Origin of the sequence: Chelativorans sp. Marseille-P2723 (genome assembly GCF_902809845.1) — a bacterium.
Lineage (GTDB): Bacteria > Pseudomonadota > Alphaproteobacteria > Rhizobiales > Rhizobiaceae > Chelativorans.
In genome coordinates this window covers 382,700-405,282 of the sequence record NZ_CADDWI010000008.1, presented here as the reverse complement: position 1 = coordinate 405,282, position 22,583 = coordinate 382,700, and the positions used below count along the sequence as shown (strand labels likewise).

The following is a 22,583-nucleotide window of genomic DNA, read 5'->3' as shown; positions in this document are numbered from 1 at the left end:
GAAGACGCGCGCTCTCGTGGTGCGCCCTACCCGCTTGTTGCATGAATTCTTTTACGAAAGGGAAATTGTAGCGGTCGAATTTGCAGGTATCCTTTGCGCTATTGCGCCTTCGGGCGCTTGCTCCTATGCCATATTACAGCATCACATGCGAAAAGCGAAATATGAGGAGCCGGCTCCATGTCACCGGAAGAGGCCGAAGCCATCGGCGTGAGGGCGCTTGGTTTCATCGCATCCGACCCGCAGCTTCTGCCACGGTTTCTTGCAATCACCGGCATTGAAGCGGGCGAAATCCGCAGGGCGGCCAATGAGCCGGGCTTTCTTGCCGGTGTCTTGCAATTCGTGCTCGCGCACGAGCCAACGCTGCTGGCCTTCAGCGAGGCGGCTGGCGTCGAGCCCCCGGATGTCGCCGCCGCCCACAGACAACTGCCTTTTGGCGATGACGGCTGGGATATTCAGCCATAGCAGGTCTCATGTTCCGGCAGCTCCGTCATGGCTAGCACCTTGCCGCCCGGCATATGCCGCGACTGCCGCTCCCGGCCGGCGGCGGGAGAGCGGCGTTGCCGCCATTGCGGTAGTCCGCGCATCATCCAGCACGGGGAACTGGAGCGGCTGGCGATCGCCCATATCGACTGCGACGCCTTCTATGCAGCCATCGAGAAGCGCGACAATCCTGCCCTGCGGGACAAGCCGGTGATCGTGGGAGGGGGGAAACGCGGCGTGGTCTCTACCGCCTGTTACATCGCCCGCATCAGGGGCGTGCGCTCGGCAATGCCCATGTTCAAGGCATTGGAGGCTTGCCCCGAAGCCGTGGTCATCAAGCCAGACATGGAAAAATACGCGCGCGTCGGACGGCATGTACGGGAGATGATGCTGGCTCTCACGCCGATGGTGGAGCCGCTTTCCATCGATGAGGCGTTTCTCGACCTTTCCGGGACGGAGCGACTGCACGGAGCCCCACCCGCCATGGTGCTGGCCCGATTCGCGGCGCAGCTCGAAGAGGAAATCGGCATCACCGCTTCTATCGGCCTTTCCTATTGCAAATTTCTTGCAAAGGTCGCCTCGGACCTCAACAAGCCGCGAGGCTTCTCGGTCATCGGCCGGAAGGAAGCGCTCGCCTTCCTGGCAGAGCGGCCAGTCTCCATAATCTGGGGTGTAGGCGAGGCTTTCGCTGCCACGCTCGCGAATGACGGCATCCGCACCATCGGTCAGTTGCAGCGCATAGAACGCGCCGATCTCATGCGCCGCTACGGCACCATGGGCGACCGGCTCTACCGGCTCGCGCGCGGGCAGGACGAGCGGAAGGTGAAGCCCCGTGAAGCGGCCAAGAGCGTTTCCTCCGAGACGACCTTCGACCGCGATCTTTCACAGTTGGACGACCTGCTACCAGTCCTTCGGGCGCTTTCAGAGCGCGTTTCCGAACGGCTCAAGAAGGCGGGGATCGCGGGACGGACCGTGGTGCTGAAGCTGAAGACCCGCGACTTTCGCATCCGCACCCGCAACCGCCAGCTCAGCGACCCAACGCGGCTTGCAGACCGGATCTTCGCTACCGGCCTCGACATGCTCAAGCGCGAAGCAGATGGCACCTTCTTCCGCCTCATCGGCATCGGGGTAAGCGATCTTACCGACGCGGCAAAAGCCGACCCGCCCGACCTTGTCGATACTCTTTCCCATAAGCGGGCGCTGGCCGAAGGCGCGATCGACACTCTGCGGGAGAAATTCGGGCGGCAGGCAGTGGAGACTGGCTATACCTTCAAGCGTGCAAGACACCAGCGGACCGAGCCTTAAGTTGGGTAAGGGTCCAAACCTTTGTTCCAGCAAGGTTGATCGTTCCCCCACGAAGGGCTTGCCGGCCCAAGGACAGCCGGTTGCCGCCCGTGGCTCTATGCTCTGTTGCGGAAGCCCTTTATGAATGGCTTATCGTACGCTTTTAGATCGTTTCAGGATCTCATCGAAGCTATGATCCGAACCTTTGTTTTCGCAACTCCGGACGGAAACCGGTATCCACCTTTCCTGAAATTGCTCTAGGAGCCTGTGATGCTGCAACCCGTCCCCGAGGTCGAAAAGCGCAGGCCGGACGACAAGGAGGCCTGGCTGCGGCTTGGCATATGCATACTGCTCGGCACCATCGCCGGCGTCGGCATGTGGGCCTTCGTCATAGCCCTCCCGAATGTGCAGGCGGAATTTTCGGTGGTGCGAGGCGAAGCCTCCCTTCCCTATACCTCGATGATGGTCGGTTTCGCGGTAGGAAACGTCATTATCGGCCGCTACGTGGATCGCCTAGGAATCGCCATCCCCATGGCTGCGGCGGGTGTCTCCCTCGGTCTCGGCTTTATCCTTTCCGCTTTCGCCCAATCGCTCTGGCAGTTCGTTTTTCTGCAGGCACTTGTCGGGCTTGGCGCATCAACGGCCTTTGGCCCGCTGATCGCGGATATCTCCCACTGGTTTGAGCGGCATCGCGGGGTGGCGGTGGCGGCTGCCGCGAGCGGCAATTACGCTGCCGGCGTCGTCTGGCCGACAATGATGAAGTTCATGTTGCCGGACATCGGCTGGCGCATGACCTTCCTATGCATCGGCCTGTTCTGCATCGTCACGATCGTACCTATGACGCTTCTTTTGCGCGCTCGACCGCCCGCACCCAGCGCCGGGAACCTGCCGAGAAAGAGAGGCATACGCCAACGGCCGGACTCACCTCCGTTTTCGCCAGCCGTTTTACAAAGCCTGCTCGTCGTCGCCGGCCTTGCCTGCTGTGTCGCCATGTCCATGCCTCAGGTGCACATCGTTGCCTACTGCATGGACCTTGGCTATGGCGTCGCTCGCGGGGCGGAGATGCTTTCGCTGATGCTGGCCGGCGGCATCCTCAGCCGACTGGCGTCGGGTGTTCTTGCCGATCATATCGGCGGCGTTCGTACACTCCTCATCGGTTCGGTACTGCAAGGCTTATCCCTGCTGCTCTACATTCCCTTCAACGGGCTGACCTCGCTTTATATTGTTTCGCTGGTATTCGGGCTGGCGCAGGGCGGCATCGTACCCTGCTACGCCATCATCATACGCGAATATCTGCCGGCCCATGAAGCCGGGCAGCGCGTCGGCATCATCATCATGGCAACCATCGTCGGAATGGCCGTTGGCGGCTGGATGTCCGGCTGGATTTATGATCTCACCGGCTCCTATCGCGCCGCCTTCATCAATGGCATCGCCTGGAACATCCTCAACGTGACAGTGATGCTGACGATCCTCCTTCGCTCGCGCAGAACAGCTGCGACCGTGGAGGCTTGAATTTCATGCGGAGCACGGTTGGCGCGGGAGATCAAAGCAGCCCGTACCACCATGTGGCGAGGCCGAGAAAGGCGAAGAACCCTACCACATCCGTAATTGCCGTCAGGAAAACCGCCGAGGCAACGGCGGGATCAGCCCCGAGCCGGGAAAGGAGCAGCGGAATCAGGATACCGGCAAGGGCCGCGACGAACATGTTGATGATCATGGCAGAAGCGATGATGCCGCCAATGGTGACGCTGTCGAACCAGATACCGGCGATCAGGCCGATGAGGGTTGCAAAGACAAAACCGTTCAAAAGGCCAACACCCAGCTCACGACGGATAATGCGGCCTGCATTGTAGATGCTGAGATCGCCGGTTGCGAGCGCGCGCACCGTTACGGTCATGGTCTGCGACCCGGCATTGCCGCCCATGCCGGCAACGATGGGCATCAGCACAGCCAGCGCCACCACCTGCTGTATGCTGGCATCGAACAGGCTGATGACAGATGCGGCGAGAAAGGCCGTAACCAGATTGACCATCAGCCACGGCACGCGCGAACGCCCCGCCGCAAGTACGGAGTCGGATAGTTCCTCATCGCCCACGCCGCCCATGCGCAGCAGGTCTTCCTCCGCTTCCTGAGTAATGACGTCCACCACGTCGTCAATGGTCAGGACGCCGACCAGGCGTTCATTCTCGTCGACCACGGCCGCGGAAAGCAGGTCGTACTGCTCGAAGATCTTCGCCGCCTCCTCCTGGTCCATGGTAGCGGGAATGGCGTGGCGCGTCTCGCGCATGATCTCCTCGACCTTCACCGAACGTTTGGTCCGCAATATCCGGTCGAGGTCGACGGCGCCGACGAGGCGGAAGGTCGGGTCTATGACGAAGATTTGTGAGAAGGAATCGGGAAGGTTCTGATCCTCGCGCATATAGTCGATGGTCTGCCCGACGGTCCAGAACGGCGGCACGGCAACGAACTCCGTCTGCATCCGCCGCCCAGCGGTCTCCTCTGGATAGTTGAGAGAGCGGCGTAGCCTTACCCGCTCGGTGAACGGGAGCTGCGCAAGAATCTGCTCCTGATCCCTAGGATCGAGGTCTTCGAGAATATAGACGGCATCGTCGGAATCGAGTTGCTGGACGGCTTCGGCGATCTGCTCGGGCTTCAAGCTTTCCACAATGTCGAGGCGGATGGCCTCATCGACCTCCGTCAGGGCGGTAAAGTCGAATTCCGCACCCATGAGACTGACAAGCGACCGGCGTTGCTCGGGTGACAATGCTTCCAGAAGATCGCCGATTTCAGACTGGTGCCGCGAACCGACATCGGCTTTGAGGGCAACCGTGTTCCCCTCGGCAATGGCTGCGCCGACATGCGCGAGAAAGGCAGCAGAGACCGCGCCATCCTCGCCATAGATCCCATGCATCGGCATCTCGGTGGGGCCGCTCTCATTCGCCTGCGTTTCCGGCTCGCTCAAGGGGCCCTCCTGCATTCAAACTGGCACGGCACGGTCCGTGCTGGAGCAAATACGTTTGCCGCCCCCACAACCGCATAAACGACTGTTTTTCAACGCAGTTGCGTTGCGATAGATCCTATCGTCTGCCGCAATTACCTGTAGCGCGGCTCGAGGCGGAACACAAAGCATGTCGCGCACCAGCCGGAAGTTTTAGACAACTGCCTGCCCCACAACGCGCAAGTGCGAAAATCATTCCGGCCGCAGAGCAAGCTTCGGCACCGACTCCACAAGCGTCTGGGCAGTGGCAGACTGCGGGTTGCTGATCACGGACTCGGTTGGGCCCGTTTCAACGATTCGTCCCTCATCCATGATGGCAACCCGATGAGAGATGATTCGTACGGCGGCAAGGTCGTGGGAGACGAAGATGTAGGAAATTCCTTCGGCTTTCTGGATGCCAGCCAGGAGTTCCAAGATTCGGCCTCGCAGGGAAACGTCAAGGGCGGAAACCGCTTCGTCCAGAACGATGAGCGAGGGCCTTGTGGCAAGGGCGCGGGCGATGGCGACGCGCTGCCGCTGACCGCCGGAAATCTCGTGGATAGCGCGGCGGGCAAGCTCAGGCGACAGGCCCACGCGCTCCAGAAGTTCATCGACAAGGTGCGGCCTTTCGTTGCGGGTTGCCAGAGCGTGGATGCGCAATGGATCTGAAAGAACACCACCGACCGTCGCCCTCGGGTTGAAGGCGGAAAGCGGATCCTGAAAGACCATCTGCACATGGCGGCGGCGCGCACGCAACCGTCTTCCACCAAGCGCCAGCCAATCTTCCCCGTCGATCTCGACGCGGCCCGAATCGGGAGCGATGAGGCGAAGCACCACGCGGGCAAACGTCGATTTTCCACTTCCGGAGGGGCCGGCAAGGCCAAGTGTCTCGCCACGTCCAAGCGCTAGCGAAACGTTGTCCAGCGCTTTGACGATCCGGCCATGGCTTCTAAACGTCTTGCTAAGCCCCTCCGCCTTCAGGACGAGCGCTGTCATCAGCCGGCCTCAATTAGCCGCGGCGAGGTAAAATCGATGTGAGAATTGATCAGCATCCGCGTGTAAGCGTTTGCGGGTCGTGACAAAAGCTGCGGTGTAGGACCTGTCTCCACAAGCCTGCCGTCGCGAAAAACAGCGATTGCATCGGCCAAACCTGAGGCAAGCGCGATATCGTGGGTGATGAGGATGAGGCTCATACCCTCATCCCGTACGAGACGGTCGAGCAGACGAACAATACCGGCCTGCACGACCATGTCGAGCGCGCTCGTCGGTTCGTCGGCGATCAGGACAAGCGGATTGGCGGCGATGGCTGCAGCGATAGCGATACGCTGACGTTGTCCGCCGGAGAACTGGTGCGGATAAGCGCGAAGGGCCGCCTCGGGATCAGGAATCCGAACCCGCTCCAGAAGCTCGAGCGCACGCTTCTTCGCGGCGCCGCGGCTAAGGCCGAGATGCCGTCGCGCACCCTCGCTCACCTGCTCACCGATGGTGAGGACGGGGTTGAGACTCGATCCAGGGTCCTGGAAGACGTAACCGATGTCGCGCCCGCCAACAGGCGAACGGTCGAGGCCAGGCCATGCGATGCTGCCCTCAACCACGGCTTCGGGCGGAAGAAGCCTCGCAAGCGCAAGCGCAAGCGTCGTCTTGCCCGAGCCGCTTTCCCCGATGACGGCGAGCCGCCCGCCAACGGCAACGTCGAGATCGACAGTGCTAAGTGCGTGAGTGGCCGCATTCCGCCTGCCATAAACGACGGACAGATCGCGAACCTGAAGAAGCGGCTTGCTCATTGCCTTATCCTGCGCCTGGCGAGCGCCTCCACGAGACCCTCACCGAGCAAGTAGACGCCAAGCACCATGGCAACAAGCCCGAGGCCCGGAACGATGGAAAGGAAGGGCGCCGTGCGCAGCACGTTGCGGCCTTCGGCGATCATCGAGCCCCAGGTGACGATGTTGGGATCGCCAAGACCCAGGAAGGAAAGGGCCGCCTCCGTCAGGACGGCACCCGCAACGATGACCGAGACGAGGGCGAGCACCGGCGGCAACGCGTTGGGCAGCACCTCCTTGAAGGCGATCTCCAGAGGGTGCATCCCGATCACCCAAGCGGCGGCTACATAATCGCGCTCGCGGATCGAAAGCACTTCGGCACGGGCAAGACGCGCCGGACCCGTCCAGGCGCCAAGCGCGATTGCAAGCACGATGAGCGGCAGCGAAGCACCCATGACGCTGACGAACGCAAGTGCCAGAAGAAAACCCGGCACGATCTGGAAAGCATCGACCACGCGCATCAAGGCCTCGTCGAACCAGCCTGAAGAGAAGCCTGCCAGCGTGCCCACAATCGCACCGGCCAGAATCGCCACCACTGCCGCGGAAATCCCGACAAGCAGGGAGGTGCGCGCGCCATGCATCAGCCCCGCAAGCACGTCGCGGCCAAGCCTGTCCGTTCCCAGCGGGAAAGCAGGGTCAGCGAAAGGGGCAAGGAGCGGGCGGCCGACGATCGACAGCGGATCGCGCGGGAAAAGGTAGGGCGCGGAAAGCGCCATCGCCAGAAGACATGTCGTAAGAACCAATCCCGCCACACCCTCTGGGGAGCGAATGAACCGGGCGGCGAACTCCCTCATGTGCGCCGCTCCCCCTGCCCTACCCGCGGATCGAGCGCCGCATAGGCCAGGTCGATCAGGAGGTTGACCAGAATGACCAGTATGGCGCTCATGACGATGATGCCCATGAGAAGCGGTGCATCGCGGGCCGCGACAGCCTCCTGGGCAAGCCGTCCGAATCCCGGAATGGCGAATACGCTCTCTATTACCACGCTGCCGCCCAGCATGGCGGCGGCCTGAAGGCCGAGCATGGTGACGAGGGGAAGAAGCGCGTTGCGCGCAATATGTCTTAAGACGATGCGCCGGCGTGCAAGCCCTTTCGCACGCGCCGCCAGAACGAAATCCTGTCGCCAGATCTCCGCCATGCCCGCTCGCATCATGCGCAGGAAAAGTGCCAGATAGATGAAGCCCAGCGCACAGACCGGAAGCACCAGATGGCGCGCGATATCGACCGCGCGGTCAAAGCCGGACTTGCCCGATGCAATGCTCTCGATACCGGCAGTGGGGAACCAACGAAGCTGCACGGCAAAAAGGAGAATGAGCACAAGTCCGAGCCAGAAGCTTGGAACAGCGTATAACGCAAGCGAACCCACCGAAAGAAGCCGGTCTACACCGCTGCCCGGCCGCGCGCCAGCGACGATACCAAGCAGGCTGCCGAGCAGGAATGCCAGCGCCGTGGCGCTGCCCATCAAAAGAAGGGTGTTTGGCAACCTTTCCAGAATGACGTCAAGGATCGGCCGGTTGAAGGCGACGGACCAGCCCAGATCGAACCGGGCAAGAGCCGAAACATAAAGCCAGAGCCTGCTCCAGGCCGATTGGTCCAGCCCATAGGTTTCGCGAAGATTGCGGGCAAGTTCGGCGTCTCCTCCGCCCAGCGACACCAGATACGCGTCGACGGCATCGCCGGTAGCCGATTCGAGCAGGAAGAAAGTGCCGGTGACAACGATCAGCAGCACCGGGATGCTGCTGAGCGCGCGCCTTCTGACCAGCTTCAGGGCCCGATGCATGGGAGGGTCAAAAAGCTTTTCACATCAGGGTTCGAGAGCCGTGTCGGCCCAGTTGGAAACCACCCAGCGCGGATTGTTGCCAACGTTAAGCACCTTCTCGCTGGCCACGGAGGTAAAGCTCCATTCGGCCACGTTGATGAGCGGCAGTTCCTCAACGACGAGACGCTGGAATTCGTTGTAGAGCGCGACGCGTTCGGCGGTATCCACGGTGGTCGCCGCTTCGTCGATGAGGGCATCGAGTTCGGGATTTTCGTAGCCGCCCTGATTCGAGAAGGGCACGCCATTGGGTATGCCGGAGCGGACGAGGATCGTGGTGGAGATTGCCGGGTCGTCGCGGAAAACCGGTGGGCTCACCGTGATGTCGAAATCATGATCGGTGTAGACCGCCTTTATATGCGCCGGCGTGTCATTGTTGATCAGTTCTACCCGGATGCCGACTTCAGCCAGTGCCTGGCGCAGATAGTCGCCGAACTGGCGCGTCTCGGCGAAGAAGGGGGCGGGAAGCAGCCGTAGGGAGAAGCGTGTTCCGTCATCGCCGCGCGGATAGCCCGCCTCGTCAAGCAGCGCGTTCGCCTTCTCCACGTCGAAGTCGTAGACGGGAACGTCCGGATTGTAGAACTCCGGTGCATTCTTCGGCACGGGACCGGTCGCCGCGGCGGCATAGCCGAGGAAGATCGTGTCCACCACGAAATCCTTGTCTATTGCGTGAGCGATCGCCCGTCTTACGCGCCGATCGGCCAAGGCTTCGTTACGATGGTTGATCTCCACCACGAGCTGGTAGGTTAGTGCTTCATATCCTTCCGTTATCACCTCAAGCCCGGGCACTTGCCCGATGCGTTCCAAATCCACCAAGGGCACTTGCGAAAATGCAGCAAGATGGATTTCACCCGCCTCAAGCGCAGAAGCCGCCGCAGATCTGTCTGGCAGCACCCGGAAGATGATCTCGTCGAGCTGCGGCTCGCCTTCGCTCCAGTAGTTCTCGTTCTTCACCAGCCGGTAGTATTCGCCCGGCCTGTACTCGGCAAACTTGAAAGGCCCGGTGCCGACAAGCTGGGTGTTGGTCGGGTTGGTGGCGATGTCCTTGCCTTCATAGATGTGCCGGGGCAGAACGGCGGTAACAGCCGGCATTGCCTTCATGATCATCTGCGGCGGGGTAGGCTCGGAGAACCTGAAGATCGCTGTATGCTCGTCCGGGGTTTCCACATCCTCAAGACTGGAGAAGACGATGCGGCCGAGGTTCTGCAAAGGCTTCCAGACCTCAAGGGCGGAAAAGGCGACGTCAGCCGACGTGAAAGGTTCGCCGTCATGCCAGGTGACACCTTCGCGCAGATTCACGGTGAAGGAGAGGCCGTCTTCAGAGCCCTCCCAACTGGTCGCAAGTCGTGGCTCCAAGCCATCTTCGCCTTCATAAGATGCTTCCGCAAGCGGCTCTATCACCTTGCTGGAAATGAAGAAAACACCGTTGGAAGCCACAACAGCCGGATTGAGATCGCGCGGTTCTGAATCGGCCGCGACAACGAGCCGGCCTCCTTCGGGAGCTTCCTGCGCGGCAGGAGAAAGCGGAAGGATGGCAAGCCCGATCGTCAGAGCGACCGGGTAAAGAAGCGCCCGCCTGGAGAGTGAAAAGCGGAACATGGAAGACCCCTTCATCTTGGCGTTGAAGCACATGGATTGCGATAGTTCCCTGCGCTGGCCATTCTCGCTTGGTTTGCATTTTCACACCGCGTTGAATGTAGCAAAAATTGACCTGCCAGAGCCAAAGTTTTTCTGCTTCTCGGCTTTCTGAAAAATAATGCCGGCAAAATAGCTGCCTCTTCATTCGGCGTCGCCATTGATCACGGCCATCGCCGCCTCCATGCCCGTTCCAAGCGCAGCCTGATGGCCCAGCGAAGACAGTGCGCCGACATAGGCGGAAAGCGCGGCAATAGCAAAAATGGGCTGTGCTGCCGGTCCCATATGTCCGATGCGGGTGAGCTTTCCTTCCGTCGCACCACGCCCTCCGGAAAACAGGACGCCATAGCGCTCCCGCGCGATCCGCCGCAAAGATTCCTCGTCAATTCCATCGGGTACGCGGATGGCAGTGGTCGTGGGCGACGCAATCCCGTCGCAGGCGGGCCAGAGCGAAAGCCCCATAGCGCGGATGCCCGCCCGCGTAGCCCGCGCCGTCAGCGCGTGACGTTCCCAAACGCGCTCCGGGCCTTCTGCGAGATAAAGGTCGAGCGCAGCTTCCAGCCCGTTGATCTCGGCTATTGACGGTGTGAACGGGAACGGTCTTTCGGGCGACCAGGCTTGTTCCCAGTCAACGATGCTGAGCGCCGATCCGCGGGGTGCCATCCTGTTGGCCTTCATCTTTAGCCAGGCGCGATCGCTCACCCCCAGGAGCGTGAGCCCCGGGGTTGCACCGAGGCATTTTGCAGCCCCCGTAACATAGAGATCGGCATGGCATGCCCTGGGATGAGTATCCATCCCGCCAAAAGAGGAAACGGCATCCACGATGAGGTATGCGCCATGAGCAGAGACAAGCGCGCCAATTTCGTTGACAGGATTGAGGGTGCCTGAAGGGGTATCATGATGGCACACGCTAACCACGCTAATTTCGGGATGCTGGCGCAGTATTTTCGCCACGTCCTGTGGATCGATAGCCTCATTATAGGGCACTTCGATCTCCAGAAGATTGGGCGAATAACGTCTTGCCCAGCCGCCAAAACCCTTTCCATAGACACCCGACACGAGATTCAGAACCGTGTCACCCGGCTCGATCAACGAAGCCGCCGCTGCCTCAAGTCCCAGCACCGGCTCGCCCTGCAGGATCACGGGACGCTCCGAAAGCCGCATTGCCTGACGTGCCTTTTCTACTACCCTTTCATAAAGAGCCTGAAAAGCCGGGTCGTGATCATAGAGAACCTGGCGTGAAAGGCGGCGCAAGACCTCCGGATATGCCTCAACCGGCCCGGTTGTCAGCATGATGACAGGCTGCTCATGGCTGCGATAGTGCATTCCTTCCTCCCCGTCATGCCGGCACAAGACCAGTTGTAGCAGAATTCAGCGGCTTGGCTGCTCCTCCTTTCCCCCGCTGACAAGAAAGGACTTGAACGCGGCCTGAGAAAGGGTTGGCTGCCGGTCGCGGTGGACAATCAGCACGAACTCACGCGGCGGAATGTCGAAAGGCAGTATGCGGACCGTGCGCCTTTCCAGTGCGGTGGCAGCCGCCAGCTCGGATATGATCGTCGCGCCCGCGCCTGCTTCGACGGCATGAATGATGGCTTCATTGCTGGGCAGGACAAGAAAGATCGAAAGATCATCGATAGATCCGCCCTGCTGGGCCATCAGGTCTTCCAGCACCTCCCTTGTACCCGAACCGCTTTCGCGCACAACCCACTTCAATGTAGAAAGGTTCACCTCCCCTTCCGGCAGTGCGTCGATGCCACCCAATCCGGCCGCTGTGACCAGCATGAGCCTGTCAGTACCAAGCGCAACACGCTTCAGAAGGTCGGCATGAGTTCGTCCTTCCACAAGGCCAACATCGGCCGCCCCATCCAGAACCGCAGCCTCAACCTGACGCGTGTTGCCGATGCTGACATCGAGGCGGACGGCCGGATGGCGTTCATGAAACGCCGCCAGGCGGCGCGGCAGCCAATAGCTGGCAATGGTCTGGCTCGCCGCGACAGACACGCTTCCGGCGATGGTCTGGGCCACACTTTCGAGCGCCTGACGCGCCGTGGCCACCTGCTCCAGAACAGCCCGGGCCTCCGGCAGAAAGCGGGCGCCCGCGCGCGAAAGCTCGACGTTGCGCCCCACGCGGTTGAAAAGTTTGACTCCGCTTGCCGCTTCCAATGCCTTGATCGCGGCCGAGGCGGCGGACTGGGAAAGGCCAAGAGCTTCTGCCGCTCGCGTGACATGTTCGCGCTCAGCTACAGCGACAAAGATCCGCAGTTGGTCAAGATTCATAAATGATCGCGTCAAGAGATGAAAGTTACAATATACATCTATTAGACGGATCGATTTAAGTTGACCATGTTAGAACTTGATTGGGGGGTTGAGAGTTCATGTCTGCCTGCCGCGTCGGACACATTCTGAAAGCGTTCACATTGCGTCTGAAAGAGGCAACTCTTGCGCGGCTGTTACCGCCGGGAGATTTGCTGCATGCCGGGCCCATGTACGAAGGCACTTGCCAAGACGCACGAACCGAAGCGAGCGGCAAACCGTGAACGCTGAACGCTTTCGCGGGGCGAACTCCTGGCCGTCGCAGCGACCCCTGGAAAATACCCGTGCACCTATGGAAGGTGACGGCGTCGAGACCTCGGCCAGGGTTGGGGAGCGCGTCGAACGGACCACCTGCTACATGTGCGCTTGCCGCTGTGGCATCGAGGTGCATCTGCAGGACGGCAAGGTGCGCTACATCAACGGCAACCGGGATCACCCGGTGAACCGCGGCGTGATTTGCGGCAAGGGCGCCGCTGGAATCATGCAGCATTATAGTCCGGCCCGGCTCAGAAAGCCGCTTTTGCGTACCGGTCCCCGCGGGTCCGGCGAGTTCCGCGAGATCGAATGGGAAGAAGCGCTGTCAATCGCCACCGAGCGGCTTGGCCGGATCAGGGCGACGGACCCGAAGAAGCTCGCCTTCTTCACCGGGCGCGACCAGTCGCAATCGCTGACAGGATGGTGGGCTTCGATGTTCGGCACGCCCAACTTTGCCGCCCATGGGGGCTTCTGCTCGGTCAATATGGCGGCAGGCGGGCTCTACACGATTGGTGGCTCCTTCTGGGAATTCGGCGAGCCTGACTGGGAGCATACCAAATATTTCATGCTATTCGGCGTGGCTGAGGATCACAGTTCCAACCCGATCAAGATCGGCCTCGGCAATCTCAAGCGGCGCGGCGCAAAGATCGTTTCGATCAATCCCTGCCGCACGGGCTATAGCGCCATTGCCGATGAGTGGGTCGGCATACGCCCCGGCACGGACGGGCTTTTCGTTATGGCCCTTGTCCATGAGCTTCTGAGATCCGGTAAGGTCGACTTGGATTATCTGGCTCGTTACACAAATGCTCCGGCTCTTGTCATCAGCGAGAAGGACGCAGCGGATGACGGGCTCTTCCTGCGGGACGAAGCGGGCGAAGTGGTGGTCTGGGACAAGAAGCGGGGCGGACCAGCCCCGCTGGGTGCGACGGGCATTGTGCCCGCAATGGCCGGCTGGGTGACGGCAGGCGGGCGCAACTGCGTACCTGTCTTCCAGCTTATTGCTGAGCGTTATCTCGATCGCGCCTATTCCCCGGATGTGGCCGCACCGCGTTGCGGCGTGCCTGCGGACACGATCCGCCGCATTGCGGCCGAACTTGCTCATGTCGCCTTCGAGGAAGCCATTGAACTGCCAGTGTCGTGGACAGACTGGACCGGACGGCAGCACGTGACGATGAAGGGACGCCCCGTCTCCATGCATGCCATGCGCGGCATCTCCGCCCATTCAAACGGCTTTCACACCTGCCGCGCCCTCCATCTGCTGCAGGTTCTGATCGGCTCCGTGGATGTACCGGGAGGCTTCCGCTTCAAGCCGCCCTATCCCAAGCCGGCTCCGCCCGGCCCGAAGCCGGCAGGCAAGGACGGCGGCCGGCCGACTGAGCCGCTCGGCGGTATGCCGCTCGGCTTCGTGTCCGGGCCGGAGGACCTGCTGGTCGATGATCAAGGCAAGGCGGTGCGCATCGACAAGGCGTATTCGTGGGAGGCGCCGCTTGCCGCCCACGGGATGATGCACATGGTGATCCGCAACGCCTGGGCGCATGATCCCTACGCAATCGACACGCTCTTTCTCTACATGGCCAACATGGCCTGGAACTCGTCCATGAACACGGCCGAGACCATTACCATGCTGACCGACCGCGACGCGCATGGCGAATACCGCATCCCCTTCATCATCTATTCCGACGCCTATTATTCCGAGACCGTGCCGTATGCCGATCTTGTCCTGCCGGATACGACTTATCTGGAGCGGCATGACTGCATCAGCCTGCTCGACCGGCCGATCAGCGATGCCGACGGACCGGCCGATGCCATCCGCCACCCGGTGGTGGAGCCCGATCGCGACGTGCGGCCGTTCCAGACGGTGCTGATCGACCTTGGCGCACGTCTCGGCCTTCCGGGCTTCGTGAAGGAAGACGGTTCGGCCAGATACCGCGATTATGCGGATTATATCGTCAATCACGAACGCTCCCAGGGCATAGGCCCTCTTGCAGGCTGGCGCGGCAGGGATGGCGCTTACTACGGGAAGGGAGAGCCTAACCCGAACCAACTCGAACGTTACAAGGAGAATGGCGGCTTCTGGCACCATCGACTGGCGGACGATCAGCGCTATTACAAGATGGCCAACCGCTCCTATCTGGAGCTTGCCACCCGGATGGGCTTCATAGCCAAGCCCGAGCCTGTCATCTTTCAGCTTTATTCGGAACCCTTGCAAAAGTTCCGGCTCGCCGCCCGAGGCCACGGCCCGGTGCTTCCGCCGCCTTATGAAAGGCGGCGCATCGAAGCTTATTTTGACCCCCTGCCCTTCTGGTATGCGCCTTTCGAGGAAGCGGCAATCAGGCTGGATGATTTCCCCCTGCATGCACTCACCCAACGGCCGATGCACATGTATCACTCCTGGGGATCACAGAATGCCTGGCTGCGGCAGATTACCAGTCAGAACCGCCTCTTCGTGCACCGGGAGACGGCAGGGGCGCTTGGCCTTGCCGACGACGACTGGGTGTGGATCGAGAGCGTGAACGGGCGCGTGAAGGGGCAGGTGAAACTCGTTGAGGGCGTCAACGCGCAGACCGTCTGGACGTGGAACGCCATCGGCAAGCGCAAAGGCGCCTGGGCCCTGAAGGAGGATGCGCCCGAGGCCAATCACGGATTCCTGCTCAACCACGCTATCGGCGACCTCTTGCCTGCCTATAGCGACGGCAAGCGTTACTCCAATTCTGATCCGGTGACCGGACAGGCCGCCTGGTTCGATCTCAGGGTCAGGTTGAGAAAATGCGCGGCCGGAGAGGAAGGCCTTGCGGCGCCCCGGTTCGACGCATTGCCGCTGCCGCCAGGGCTCGATGAAGGGCCTGACAAGCTTTCCTACGGCTCCAAATTCCGCAAGGAGCGATCCAGATGACTTCCTATCCCGCCCATACCGACAAGCAGCTTGGGCTTGTCATCGACCTTGACGCCTGCGTGGGCTGCCACGCTTGCGTGACCTCCTGCAAGGAGTGGAACACGGGCGGACACATGGCGCCCCTCACCGATTTTTCGCCCTATGGCGCGGGGGCGGACGGGGTGTGGTTCAACCGCGTTCACTCCTACGAGCACGAGACGGAGAGCGGATGCCGGACTGTGCATTTTCCGCGCTCCTGCCTTCATTGCGCCGAGCCAGCCTGCGTGACGGTCTGCCCCACAGGTGCCTCCTACAAGCGCCAGTCTGACGGCATCGTTCTTGTCGATGAGGACAAGTGCATCGGCTGCAAGCTATGTAGCTGGGCCTGTCCTTACGGTGCGCGCGAGTTTGACGCTGATGTGGGCGTGATGAAGAAGTGCACGCTGTGCATCGACCGCATCTATAATGAAAACATTCCCGAGGAGGACCGCATACCGGCCTGTGTTGCTGCCTGTCCCACCAGCGCGCGCCATTTCGGCGATCTAGGGGATCCCGATTCGTCCATTTCGCGCCTGGTGGAAGAGCGCGAGGGTATCGACCTGATGCCGGAACTTGGCTATCGGCCCACGAACAAGTACCTGCCCCCGCGCGCCTATTCAGGCAAAGGTGCCGCCGTTTCCGCTCCTCCACTTGAGGCCGCGTTCCCGGAAGGTGGGTTCCTCGCCTGGGTCGATCGCGTACTTTCCCGGTAGAAAGCCTTGCATCCTGCCTATTCCATCATCTTCTTCACCACGGCGTCGGGCGCGGGCTATGGCCTCCTTGCCCTTTTGGGCCTTGGCGTCGCAGCTCCTGGCGCCATCCTGCCGGAAGGCAGGGCTTTCGGGCTTGTATCCCTCGGCCTCGCCATCGGCCTCGTTTCGGCAGGGCTCCTCTCGTCAGCGTGGCATCTGGGTCGACCTGAACGGGCGTTGTGGGCCTTTACTCAATGGCGCTCGTCGTGGCTTTCGCGCGAGGCGGTGGCCGCGGCATCGACCTATCTGCCGACTGCTGCCCTGGCGGCTGGCTGGGTGCTTCTCGGGCGCCTGGACGGCTGGGTGGCGCTTTCCGGCTTTCTTGCGGCCACAGGCGCGCTCATCACCGTTTGCATGACGGCAATGATCTACGCCTCCCTGAGACCGATCGCGCAATGGCACAACCGCTTCACGCTACCGGCCTATCTGGTCTTCTCGATCATGTCCGGATTCGTGCTGCTCAATGCCCTTCTTTGGATATTCGGCGTCGGATCGCCATGGACGTTTTCTCTTGCGCTGCTTGCAATCCTTGCAGGCTGGCTAATCAAGATTGCCGCCTGGCGCAGTGTTGACGCAAGCGCCCCGCCCGCCAGCGCGAACACCGCCACCGGGCTTCCCGGCGGAACGGTCCGCTCACTGGAGTGGCCACATACAGAGGAGAACTACCTTCTGAAGGAGATGGGCTACCGGGTTGCGCGCAAACATACCCGGCGCCTGCGTGGCATCGTGCACTTGCTGGCCTTCGCTTTGCCGTCATTCCTTCTTGCTCTGTGCCTTGTACTTCCCGCGCCAGCGGTACTCGTTGCTTCGGTGCTCGCCGCCTTTTCTCAACTCGCCGGATTGCTGGTGGAGCGCTGGTTATTCTTCGCCGAGGCAAGGCATACGGTAACCCTTTATTACGGCTATTAGGCCGTGGTGATTCCCTGTCTGGGAGCAATCATATTCAAAGCTGACTTTTGGAGGTTAGCTTTGGAAGGTCTCTTCGTGACGATCAATGGGAAACGATCGAGCCGTTGGTGCCGCGCGGATGCTCTGGCGCAAATGATTAAATCGACACTCCAGCCCAGAATCACGCTTGAAGTAACAGAAGCATTTTCTGGTACATCAACGTAAAATGGCAAGGCTCGCCTGCTCAACGATGAGCGGCATTGCCGATCCATGACGGTGCAGAACCGACAGTGGCCTTTCTTCAAGGACCGCATAAGCTTCAACAGCTTACATTCTCATTTCTTGTACCCTATGTTAGGTATGTACGAGGTTGAAGCGGAAAAACGTTGCAAGGCGGCAAAGACGGGTTGCCCGAGCCGACGAAGCTCTCTATAAGGCCCTCGTCATCGATTGCGCCCATCGTCTAGCGGTCTAGGACGCCGCCCTTTCACGGCGGAAACACGGGTTCGAGTCCCGTTGGGCGTACCACCTCCCCTTTAGAGCACTTCCTACTGCCCTGATTAGCTGGCACTTTGCGCCAGTCCGTCCCGACTATGGAAAAACCGAAAATCCCGCCTAATCGCGCAGGATGACCGCTGTCCTAACCTCCGGTGATATTTCGGTGACGTACTCGTCTTTCTGCCAGACAGGAGAAAAGCCCATTTTTTGATAGAGCGGAAGCGCTGCCGGATGATCCAGCGTGCAGGTTTCCACGGATACGACCTCAGGCTCATGCTTCCAGGCCGTTCGAATTGCCTCACCCAGGAACCAGCGGCTGATTCCGCGGCCGATAGCATGTCTCATGAGGCCGAAATGCACGAGCCTGCAGTCCTGCTCGTTCAACAGCCGCAATTCAAAGAAACCGGCCGGACAGGCATCGAGATAAAGCACATTGATGTCAGTGCGCGGGCTTTCAAGCCTTTCCTCAAGTTGTTTGTCGGAAAGGGTGAGCGCAGCCGTCCAATGCCAATCGCGACCGACGCGATCATAAAGATAGCGGTAGAAATGCAGCGGGATCGAGCGGCATCTTGACACTGACAAGGGCATTCCAATAGGCGGATGCGGGTAATGTCGTGGCGGGGTGGCCATGCGTAGATGCGTGACGGTGGCACGCAGCATGCGCCGGCGCGTCGCAGAAATCCGGCCGATCATTGTGGCCCCGCCGCTACTGGCATGTCATCGCGGGCGCCCCACTCGCTCCAGGAGCCGTCATAGAGCCTGTGGTCGTTATGGCCGAGAGATTCCAGCGCAAGATTTAACACGGCTGCCGTTATGCCCGACCCGCAGGTGGTAACTACCGGGCGGGAAAGGTCAATGCCGGCGTCTTCCAGCCGCCTGCGCAGTTGGTCAAGTGGCAAGAGGCTTCCGTTCTCCGACAAAGTTCCCGCCGGGAAATTGCGCGCGCCGGGCATATGGCCGGAACGTACCCCGGGGCGAGGCTCCGGTTCCGTGCCAGCGAAGCGGCCGGGCGAACGGGCGTCCGCAACTTGTGCCGAACGCGTTTCTACAATTTCCCGCATCTCGGCCAGCGAGGTGACGTGGCTGCCATCGAATCTCGCCTTGAACGCTGAAGGCGCGATCTTGGTTGCCTCGCTAGTCACTGGCCGCCCTTCTGCGCGCCAACGGTCAAAGCCCCCATCCAACAGGAACACCTTCTGCGCGCCCATCACTCGGAACATCCACCACACGCGTGGCGCGGAGAACATGCCCGGCCCGTCATAGACGACGATGGTGTCGTCCTCCGTTACTCCCATCGAGCTTGCATGACGCTGGAAGGTTGCCGGACTTGGCAGCGCATGCGGCAAGTCCGTATCGGGATCGACCACGAGGTCCTGGTCAAAGAAGATGGCGCCAGGAATGTGGGCCGCTTCATAGTCCGCGCGTGCGTTGCGGCCTGGAAGGTACCAGGAGCCGTCAATGATCGACAGCCCAGGCGTGGAAAGCCTCTCCTCCAACCAGTCTGCGGAGACCACGAACGCACTTTTCTCACTCATGCGAACCATCCCTGGAATACGGTTCTCATCTGTCCAACGGTTCACAAATAGATAGGAGCGGAGCAAAGAGAGCAAGACAGAAGGCTTTTCGGCTGCACCTATCTAGATCACATCCTGGCATCCACCTGCGCCAAAGTGGGCTCTGCATCTCGCGCGAACGCACAACTAGTTGGCGGGCAACGGCCCGAAGCGGATGCGAAAGCGGCGGTTCTCCCGCCCCTTCTTTTCGATCTTGCCAATATGGATCTTGCCCACCTCAGCGGTGGTGGCCACATGGGTGCCGCCGCATGGCTGACTGTCTACCGATGCATTCTCGCCTATGCATACAAGCCGGATTCGCCCCGCGCCCTTTGGCGGGCGCACATTCTTCGATTTGACGAGCAAGGGATTGGCGTCCAGTTCCTCTTCACTGATCCAACGCGTGAAGACCGGATGATCGGCCTCAACCAGTTCCGACAGCCGTTGGCTTACCTCCTCCTTTGTCCAGCCGGAGTCTGGCAGGTCAAAGTCGACTCGTGAATCTGCCTCGTCCACGGCCGCTCCCGTGATCGGAAACGGGCAGATCACCGAAAGCAGATGACAGGCCGTGTGCATGCGCATAAGCCGGTAACGGCGGCCCCAATCAATGGCTGCCGTCACCGTCTCGCCAATCTCCGGCAGTTCGCTTCCCGCAGATGGCACGTGGATGATGTGATCCTTTGACTCTCCCGTAACTGTCGTGGCGATCGGAACGGGCGAACCATCGGCCCGCAGCAACATGCCGGTGTCGCCCGGCTGTCCTCCCGAAGTGGCATAGAAAACGGTCCGATTGAGCACGATGCCCCCGTGATCATTGATATGTAGGACCAAAGCTTCGGCTTGCTCCAGATAGGGCTGGTCGCGAAAGAGCGCTTCGGTGTGCATCGGCTTACTCCACGGCGCCCACCGGCTGAAGGAGTCGGACGGGAACTCTACGTTCATAACCGGGTCTCTCACAGATGGGAACAGAATGCCTTGGCATTTTGCGTTAAGCCGATGGAAAGCTACGACCGGGAAGCTGGCCGGCGGAATTCAGGAAGAGGATCATGGCAAAATACAAAAAGCGGTCAAATGTTGGCTGGATGCTACCGGCTTTGGCCATTACCGCAGCGTTTTTGGCAGGCGGTTGGACGGAGCCTTCCGAACCTGGAGCCTTCTATCAAGTAGAGGCAGAGGAGATCACCGGCTCGCCGGGAGACATTCTGCGGATTGAACCCTTTAACGATGCGCCGCAGGGTGCCCAGGCATGGCGGGTGCTCTATGTCTCCACAGACATGACGGGAAAGGCTATTCCCGTTTCCGGCGTGATTATCGCCCCTGGCGGCGCCGCTCCTGCAGGCGGGCGGCCCGTCGTGTGGCATGGGCGCATGGCACCACCGGCGTGGCGAGCCGCTGCGCGCCTTCCTTGAGCGCCAGTTTCTCCACGCAGATTCCGGGCCTCGAACTGCTTCTTGCACGCGGCTACATCGTTGCCGCGACGGACTATCCCGGACTCGGAACCGCCTCACCCCATCCCTATCTGGTAGGCGTAAGCGAAGGGCGGGCAGTGCTTGATTCGGTCCGTGCTGCAAACCGCATCCCGGAAGCCGCCGCGGCCGCCAGATTCGCTGTCTGGGGACATTCACAGGGCGGACATGCCGCGCTTTTCGCGGGCCAGCTTGCCCCCTCTTACGCGCCGGAGCTTTCGCTGGCCGGGATAGCAGCGGCCGCACCGGCAACAAACCTGGCAGTGCTCCTAAGCGATGACCTTGACAGCAAGGCCGGCAAGGTGATGACCGCCTTTGCCATGTGGTCATGGAACAGGGTTTATGATGCGCCGCTATCACCTTTGCTGGATAGGCATGCCGCTTCTGCCATCGACAGGATCGCCGCCGACTGCCTGGAAGGTCCTTTGGAAGGCCTGGTGATGCTCGCACGAGAATGGCTCATCGACCATGATTTCCTTCATGGCGATCTCACCACGACAGAACCTTGGAAGACGCTCCTTGCGCAGAACACCCCTGATGCCACCAGCCTAGGCAAACCGCTCTTCATTGCACAAGGCTCAGCGGACTCGCTTGTTCTACCGCAAGTAACCGCTTCATTCGCCGAATCCGCCTGCAGCAGCGGAATTCCCGTGACTTTCCACCTTGGCAAAGGCCTGGATCACCTCAAGATCGCGACCGAAAGCGCTCCGCAAGCCACGGAGTGGATTTCCGCGCGGCTGTCGGGTGCCAGTCCTGGTGACGATTGCGACAAGCTTCCGGAGCTGCGGCCCGATGGAACCGAGTAGGCGGTTCCCCAACCCGCCTATCCGGCCTCGTAAGGAATGGCGATCTGCGGTTCTTGCTCCATCCATTCCGGGACCGGAAGGTCCCTCTCCCGCAGGAAGGCCGGATTGAAGAGCTTGGACTGGTAGCGCGTGCCATAGTCGCAAAGCACGGTAACGATCGTATGCCCTGGCCCCATCTCCCTGGCAAGGCGAATGGCGCCTGCAATATTGATGCCCGTGGAACCACCGAGGCATAGCCCTTCCTCCTGTACCAGACGGAAGATGATCGGCAGCGCCTCCTCGTCCGGGATCTGGTAGGAAAAATCTGGCTGGAAGCCTTCAAGATTCGCGGTCACCCGCCCCTGCCCGATTCCTTCCGTAATGGAGTTGCCTTCGGACTTCAGCTCGCCCGTCGTGTAGTAGCTGTAGAGCGCCGCACCAAGCGGGTCGGCCAGCGCCACCTTGACTGCCGGATTTCTGGCCTTCAGCCCTTCACTGACGCCGGCGAGCGTCCCGCCCGTGCCGACGGCCGAGACAAAGCCGTCCACCTTGCCAGCGCTCTGCCTCCAGATCTCCTCGGCCGTCGTGCGTACATGGCCTTCCCGATTGGCGATATTGTCGAACTGGTTCGCCCAGATTGCGCCATTGGGTTCCTCGCGCGCAAGCTGCTCGGCAAGCCGGCCGGAAAGCTTCACGTAATTGTTGGGATTTCGGTAGGGCACCGCCGGTACCTCGATCAGTTCGGCGCCCAGAACGCGCAGCGCGTCCTTCTTCTCCTGGCTCTGCGTCTCGGGGATAACAATAACGGTGCGGTAGCCCAGGGCCTTGGCAACCACGGTCAGCCCAATTCCCGTATTGCCCGCAGTTCCTTCCACGATCACACCGCCGGGCTTCAGGAGGCCCTTCTTCTCCGCATCACGGACGATGAACAGCCCCGCCCTGTCCTTCACCGACTGGCCCGGATTCATGAATTCGGCCTTGCCATAAATTTCGCAGCCGGTTTCCTCGGATGCCCGCCTGAGGCGGATAAGAGGCGTGTTTCCGATAGTATCGATCACCGATTGGTGCATAATGCGAATCCTTGCTTGAGCTCCACGCCCGGACAAGACGGGCATGTTCGGGGCAATTTGATAGAACCTAGAAATCGGCG

General features: G+C 60.8%; 20 protein-coding genes and 1 tRNA gene. 9 read left to right on the top strand and 12 right to left on the bottom strand.

Annotated features, from left to right (window positions below):
- Positions 1-177 precede the first annotated feature (177 nt).
- The 3 genes from HUS57_RS03835 to HUS57_RS03825 all read left to right on the top strand — a co-directional run bounded on the left by HUS57_RS03835 (position 178) and on the right by HUS57_RS03825 (position 3,276).
- Positions 178-462, top strand: a complete 285-nt coding sequence (locus HUS57_RS03835) for a DUF3572 domain-containing protein (protein ID WP_173931592.1) — start codon at positions 178-180, stop codon at positions 460-462.
- Positions 463-489: 27 nt separating this feature from the next.
- Positions 490-1,785, top strand: coding sequence for a DNA polymerase IV (locus HUS57_RS03830; RefSeq protein WP_173931591.1), 1,296 nt, complete (start codon positions 490-492; stop codon positions 1,783-1,785).
- Positions 1,786-2,034: 249 nt separating this feature from the next.
- Entirely contained in the window at positions 2,035-3,276 is a 1,242-nt protein-coding gene (locus tag HUS57_RS03825) for an MFS transporter (RefSeq protein WP_173931590.1), read from the top strand.
- A 31-nt stretch (positions 3,277-3,307) separates the two neighbouring features.
- Here the strand turns inward: HUS57_RS03825 and mgtE are convergent, their stop codons facing one another.
- From mgtE to HUS57_RS03785, 8 genes are all read right to left on the bottom strand, one after another.
- Positions 3,308-4,681 (bottom strand): magnesium transporter, encoded by a 1,374-nt coding sequence (gene mgtE / locus HUS57_RS03820; protein WP_173932264.1) that lies wholly within the window; start codon positions 4,679-4,681, stop codon positions 3,308-3,310.
- Positions 4,682-4,954: 273 nt separating this feature from the next.
- Positions 4,955-5,737, bottom strand: coding sequence for an ATP-binding cassette domain-containing protein (locus HUS57_RS03815; protein ID WP_173931589.1), 783 nt, complete (start codon positions 5,735-5,737; stop codon positions 4,955-4,957).
- The gene (locus tag HUS57_RS03810) at positions 5,737-6,525 is read right to left on the bottom strand and encodes an ABC transporter ATP-binding protein (RefSeq protein ID WP_173931588.1); all 789 of its coding nucleotides are present in this window, start codon (positions 6,523-6,525) and stop codon (positions 5,737-5,739) included. Before HUS57_RS03810 ends, HUS57_RS03815 begins: the two co-directional genes overlap by 1 nt.
- Entirely contained in the window at positions 6,522-7,355 is an 834-nt protein-coding gene (locus tag HUS57_RS03805; RefSeq protein ID WP_173931587.1) for an ABC transporter permease, read from the bottom strand. The genes HUS57_RS03810 and HUS57_RS03805 overlap by 4 nt, the downstream gene beginning before the upstream one ends.
- Positions 7,352-8,341: an ABC transporter permease gene (locus tag HUS57_RS03800; RefSeq protein ID WP_173931586.1), complete on the bottom strand. Its 990-nt coding sequence runs from the start codon at positions 8,339-8,341 to the stop codon at positions 7,352-7,354. Before HUS57_RS03800 ends, HUS57_RS03805 begins: the two co-directional genes overlap by 4 nt.
- Positions 8,342-8,365: 24 nt before the next feature.
- Positions 8,366-9,976, bottom strand: coding sequence for an ABC transporter substrate-binding protein (locus tag HUS57_RS03795; RefSeq protein WP_173931585.1), 1,611 nt, complete (start codon positions 9,974-9,976; stop codon positions 8,366-8,368).
- Between the two features lie 180 nt (positions 9,977-10,156).
- Positions 10,157-11,338, bottom strand: a complete 1,182-nt coding sequence (locus HUS57_RS03790) for an alanine--glyoxylate aminotransferase family protein (RefSeq protein ID WP_246727727.1) — start codon at positions 11,336-11,338, stop codon at positions 10,157-10,159.
- Between the two features lie 45 nt (positions 11,339-11,383).
- Positions 11,384-12,289: a LysR substrate-binding domain-containing protein gene (locus tag HUS57_RS03785; protein ID WP_173931584.1), complete on the bottom strand. Its 906-nt coding sequence runs from the start codon at positions 12,287-12,289 to the stop codon at positions 11,384-11,386.
- Between the two features lie 256 nt (positions 12,290-12,545).
- Here HUS57_RS03785 and HUS57_RS03780 point away from each other — a divergent pair, with 256 nt between their 5' ends.
- The 4 genes from HUS57_RS03780 (at position 12,546) to HUS57_RS03765 (ending at position 17,659) form a co-directional block, all read left to right on the top strand.
- Positions 12,546-15,473 carry a molybdopterin oxidoreductase family protein gene (locus HUS57_RS03780; protein ID WP_281409279.1) on the top strand — a complete coding sequence of 976 codons (2,928 nt, stop codon included), beginning with the start codon at positions 12,546-12,548 and terminating at the stop codon, positions 15,471-15,473.
- The gene (locus HUS57_RS03775) at positions 15,470-16,204 is read left to right on the top strand and encodes a 4Fe-4S dicluster domain-containing protein (protein ID WP_173931583.1); all 735 of its coding nucleotides are present in this window, start codon (positions 15,470-15,472) and stop codon (positions 16,202-16,204) included. The genes HUS57_RS03780 and HUS57_RS03775 overlap by 4 nt, the downstream gene beginning before the upstream one ends.
- 6 nt (positions 16,205-16,210) lie before the next feature.
- A complete protein-coding gene (locus tag HUS57_RS03770) occupies positions 16,211-17,152 on the top strand; it encodes a DmsC/YnfH family molybdoenzyme membrane anchor subunit (RefSeq protein WP_173931582.1) in 942 nt (313 codons plus the stop codon).
- Between the two features lie 431 nt (positions 17,153-17,583).
- A tRNA-Glu gene (locus HUS57_RS03765) sits at positions 17,584-17,659 on the top strand.
- An 87-nt stretch (positions 17,660-17,746) separates the two neighbouring features.
- On the opposite strand, the gene HUS57_RS03760 is transcribed toward HUS57_RS03765, so the two are convergent.
- The 3 genes from HUS57_RS03760 to HUS57_RS03750 all read right to left on the bottom strand — a co-directional run bounded on the left by HUS57_RS03760 (position 17,747) and on the right by HUS57_RS03750 (position 20,067).
- Entirely contained in the window at positions 17,747-18,322 is a 576-nt protein-coding gene (locus HUS57_RS03760) for a GNAT family N-acetyltransferase (protein WP_173931581.1), read from the bottom strand.
- Complete coding sequence (sseA, locus tag HUS57_RS03755) at positions 18,319-19,164, bottom strand: 3-mercaptopyruvate sulfurtransferase (protein WP_173931580.1); 846 nt, start codon at positions 19,162-19,164, stop codon at positions 18,319-18,321. The genes HUS57_RS03760 and sseA overlap by 4 nt, the downstream gene beginning before the upstream one ends.
- A 165-nt stretch (positions 19,165-19,329) precedes the next feature.
- Complete coding sequence (locus HUS57_RS03750; protein ID WP_173931579.1) at positions 19,330-20,067, bottom strand: alanyl-tRNA editing protein; 738 nt, start codon at positions 20,065-20,067, stop codon at positions 19,330-19,332.
- Positions 20,068-20,228: 161 nt separating this feature from the next.
- On the opposite strand from HUS57_RS03750, the gene HUS57_RS03745 reads away from it, so the two are divergent.
- Positions 20,229-20,591, top strand: coding sequence for a hypothetical protein (locus tag HUS57_RS03745; RefSeq protein ID WP_173931578.1), 363 nt, complete (start codon positions 20,229-20,231; stop codon positions 20,589-20,591).
- A complete protein-coding gene (locus HUS57_RS03740; protein ID WP_173931577.1) occupies positions 20,537-21,454 on the top strand; it encodes an alpha/beta fold hydrolase in 918 nt (305 codons plus the stop codon). The genes HUS57_RS03745 and HUS57_RS03740 overlap by 55 nt, the downstream gene beginning before the upstream one ends.
- A 17-nt stretch (positions 21,455-21,471) precedes the next feature.
- Here HUS57_RS03740 and HUS57_RS03735 read toward each other — a convergent pair whose 3' ends face one another.
- A complete protein-coding gene (locus tag HUS57_RS03735) occupies positions 21,472-22,503 on the bottom strand; it encodes a cysteine synthase A (protein ID WP_173931576.1) in 1,032 nt (343 codons plus the stop codon).
- Positions 22,504-22,583 lie beyond the last annotated feature (80 nt).